Raw genomic sequence first — 3,660 nt, forward strand, 5'->3', positions numbered from 1 at the left:
CCGGTCGAATCCCGTTGTGCTAGACTACAACTCGTAGTCAAATCATCTCTGACTTACACAGAATTCGTGACAGGCTCATCAAAGTCGCATTCGAACCGCCTGAACCACGATCCAGATACCGATACCCGTGGCGTCAAGCCAGCCTGGCCAAGCGTCAAAACGAAGCCGCCGAGGACTTCGGGGAGATGCTCGCCAATGACATCCTCACGATTGACAACATCACCCACGAGTTGCTGCACGGTCCTCGTGGGGATCGTACGGTGCGATTCATCGAATACCTCATCGCCGACGAAGTCAACCAAGTGCTCGGAATCCTCAAATCGTCGGTCCAGCTCGCGGTGGGCCCAATGGAGTTCAAGGCAATCCTCGACCAGAGCTCAACGGTCGCCGTCGACTACACCACTACCCTCCTGGCCAAGGACGAGAAGTTCATGGCCCAACAACGCTGCAAGATCGCCCGCTTCGGCACTCAGAAGCTACGCGCGCTGCCGCCTAAGGAGTTCGTCGACGTCATCTACGCGATGATCGAACAGGACGCCTGGCTGCTCTATGCTCACGGAGCCGCGCTCGGCGCGCTAGTTGGACTCACCCACATCGCGTTGTTCGGAGTGTGACATGGCCGGAGAGCGGCAGTCCCCCAGAGACACACAGCAATCTGATTCCGTGCTCGGGAGGGCCGCACGCGCCGCCAGCGAGGCCGCGAGGATAGCCACAAGCCCTGTCGACGCGGTCGGCGTCGCGCGGCTGGCCGCCGGATCAGTCGTCCGGGCGGCCGGAGCCGCGGCGAAAGTCGCCGTCGACACCGCCGAACAACTCGGTGCGGCCGACTCCCTCTCAGTGACCTTCACCGCGGCTTCCTCCCGCGACAAGCGGACACTTCGCGAGCGCGGCGACGGTCTGCTCAACAGGCCGTGGGAGGCAACGCGAAAGCCACAATCCAGACACCCTGCCTTCGATCGCATACTTGACGAACTCATCTCCGACGAAGCCCGGATCCTTCGCTTCCTAGCTGTGGGCGGAGCACAGCCGTCCATCGATATCCGCACGAACACACCCTTCGGCGTAGGCTCCCAACGACTTGCGGCAGGCATCTCCTTCATCGCCGACATGGCCGGATGCGCGTGGCCGGGACGCAGCCACGAGTATCTCGGCAACCTCGATCGCCTTGGCCTGATCCGGTTTTCGGCTGAACCCGTCAATGACTTCCGCCGCTACTACCTGCTCGACGCCCACCCCGACGCAGTGGCCGCGATGCAGAACGCCAAACGCACCATTGGGGTCCACCGCAGCATCTACCTCTCCGTATTCGGCGAAAAGTTCTGCGCCGAATGTTTCACCACCACCGGCTACGACGCTGGCGGGTGGGCCACCTACGACCCCGGGGACGTCTACTGGGGCAAAGGCCCACGCTAACCAGATACTCGCTGATAAACGGACAAGTCGACGTCCCGCTACCACAGACTGCGTGAGATCACACGAATCACGTCGCGGCGACGCCGCTGCACGGTAACGGGGACTCGCCTCTCCTCCTCACGAAAAGCGGCCCGAAACACGCGACGCCAACTCAGTTCTTGCTCCGGTCAATGGACGAGCAGCGAGTCACCTCGTTGCTACGCAAAGAAATACGGTCACTGGAGCAGACACTCGGGCATCTTGCACCCGAGCCCGCGACCTTATAAAGTGACCATACGACCGATTAATGACCGTACGGACGGTCAATACCCTTGGGTCTGCCGCCCGCTTGCGCGCGGAGAAATGTGAGTGCACATGTCCTACGGAAACGCCGTCATGCTCCTGGCTCATGTCACCCGTGCTTGTCCCGATGCTCATCAGCGCGGTCCATGTACGGGGCGACTGGCGCCACAACCACCGGCTGCGCCGGGCCGCGGTCTGTGCTGAAGCCGGGTGATTCTTCAGCGATGAATACGCACAGCACCGTCATTTTCGACATTGTCCGCAACGGCGAATTGCAGTGGCCGGACCGGATTGCTCTTCAGTACGGCGAATCGTCGTGGACATGGAAACATTTGGGCGACCGGGTGCGCCGCAATGCGAGCGCGCAGCGCGAGGCCGGACTGCGATCCGGTGACCGCGTGGCGTTTCTCGACAAGAACAGCGCCGCCTGCCTGGAAACCACGCTGGCCTGCGGGCTCGGCGGAACCGTCAACGCGGTCGTCAACTTCCGCCTCGCCCCGACTGAACTGACGTACGTGATCAACGACTCAACCGCGCGGATCTTGTTCGTCGGTCACGACCTCCGCGAGGCGGTCGACCAGATCCGCGGCGACCTGGCCACGGTCGAACGCATAATCGTCGTCGGCGGCCCTGAGGACGAGTATGAGTCCTTCGTTGCCTCCGCGGACGCAGCGATGCCCGCCGACTGCGCAAAACCTGACGATTGCTTCGTGCAGCTCTACACGTCGGGAACGACCGGCTTCCCCAAGGGGGCCATGTTGACCCATCGCTCGCTGCTCACGAACGCCGCCGGCGTGGTGAATTCGTTCCAGTTTGTCGAGGACTCGGTGAATATGGTTGCGATGCCGCTGTTCCACGTCAGTGGCACGGGTTGGGCGCTCGCAGGGATGAGTGTGGGAGCTCAGACCATTGTGGTCCGGGATGTCGTGCCCGATCAGATCCTTGCGCAGTTCGGCCGCGACCGGGTGACACATGCCTTCTTCGTCCCCGCTGTGTACGGCTTCTTTCTGGAAACCCCCGGCCTGGCGAAGTACGACTTTTCGAGCTTGCGCTGCCTCGGGTACGGCGGATCACCGATGCCCAGCCACCTGCTTCGCCGGGCGCTGGAGGTCTTCAGCGTGGACTTCTACCAGGTGTACGGGATGACCGAGGCCTCAGGCGCCTTCAGCATCCTCGGGCCGGCCGAGCATCGTGATTCAAACCATCCGCTGCGCCTGAACTCCGCGGGCAGGGCCATACCGGGAACGGAGATACGGGTGGTCGATCGAGCGGGCCACGATCTCCCGGACGGCGAGATCGGCGAATTTGTGGTTCGCGGCGACCTGGTGATGGCCGGCTACTGGTGCCGCCCGACCGATACCGCCTCCACCGTCGTCGACGGGTGGCTACATACCGGAGATGCTGGACGCCGCGATTCCGATGGCTATCTCTACATCGAGGATCGCATCAAGGACATGATCATCTCCGGCGGCGAGAACGTATATCCGGCCGAGATCGAGCGAGTGTTGTCGATGTTTCCTGACATTGGCGAAATCGCGGTGATCGGCGTGCCGGATGAGAAATGGGGCGAAGCGGTGAAGGCCGTCGTGGCGCCGAAACCTGGGGCATTCTTCGACGAGGAGAAATTCCTCGCCTATGCCCGCGACAACCTCGCCGGATACAAGCGCCCCAAGAGCGTTGACGTGATGGCGGCGCTACCTCGAAACGCTACCGGCAAGATCCTCAAACGCGAACTGCGCGCTCCGTATTGGAAAGATCACCAGCGTGCTTTGGGTTAGTCAGTGTCCGAGCTGCTTCGGCCTATCGGTGACTGCGTGCGGCGTCTGCTTGTGTGCGATGCGCCCCACCGGCAATCCGATGTGCCCGCCTTGAGCGCTCAATGACCTGTTGAATCGCCCCGGCATGTCCGGAGACTTTCTAGTTTGAGACCTCGACGGGTGTCGAAGTCGGTTGTTGAGCGTAGTG

General features: G+C 62.1%; 3 protein-coding genes. All 3 read left to right on the top strand.

The window, feature by feature from the left end; translation table 11 throughout:
- Positions 1–185: 185 nt before the first annotated feature.
- Positions 186–614 (top strand): hypothetical protein, encoded by a 429-nt coding sequence (locus A5648_RS10230; protein WP_065024441.1) that lies wholly within the window; start codon positions 186–188, stop codon positions 612–614.
- A 1-nt stretch (position 615) separates the two neighbouring features.
- Positions 616–1,413 carry an Abi-alpha family protein gene (locus tag A5648_RS10235; protein ID WP_065024442.1) on the top strand — a complete coding sequence of 266 codons (798 nt, stop codon included), beginning with the start codon at positions 616–618 and terminating at the stop codon, positions 1,411–1,413.
- Between the two features lie 506 nt (positions 1,414–1,919).
- Positions 1,920–3,473: a long-chain-fatty-acid--CoA ligase gene (locus A5648_RS10240; RefSeq protein ID WP_065024443.1), complete on the top strand. Its 1,554-nt coding sequence runs from the start codon at positions 1,920–1,922 to the stop codon at positions 3,471–3,473.
- Positions 3,474–3,660 lie beyond the last annotated feature (187 nt).

This window comes from Mycolicibacter sinensis (assembly GCF_001673565.1).
Lineage (GTDB): Bacteria > Actinomycetota > Actinomycetes > Mycobacteriales > Mycobacteriaceae > Mycobacterium > Mycobacterium sinense_C.

Bases quoted from the DNA above. Each gene is read 5' to 3' on its own strand.
- A5648_RS10230 (WP_065024441.1), top strand. From the start codon at position 186: ATGCTCGCCAATGACATCCTCACGATTGACAACATCACCCACGAGTTG.
- A5648_RS10235 (WP_065024442.1), top strand. From the start codon at position 616: ATGGCCGGAGAGCGGCAGTCCCCCAGAGACACACAGCAATCTGATTCC.
- A5648_RS10240 (WP_065024443.1), top strand. From the start codon at position 1,920: ATGAATACGCACAGCACCGTCATTTTCGACATTGTCCGCAACGGCGAA.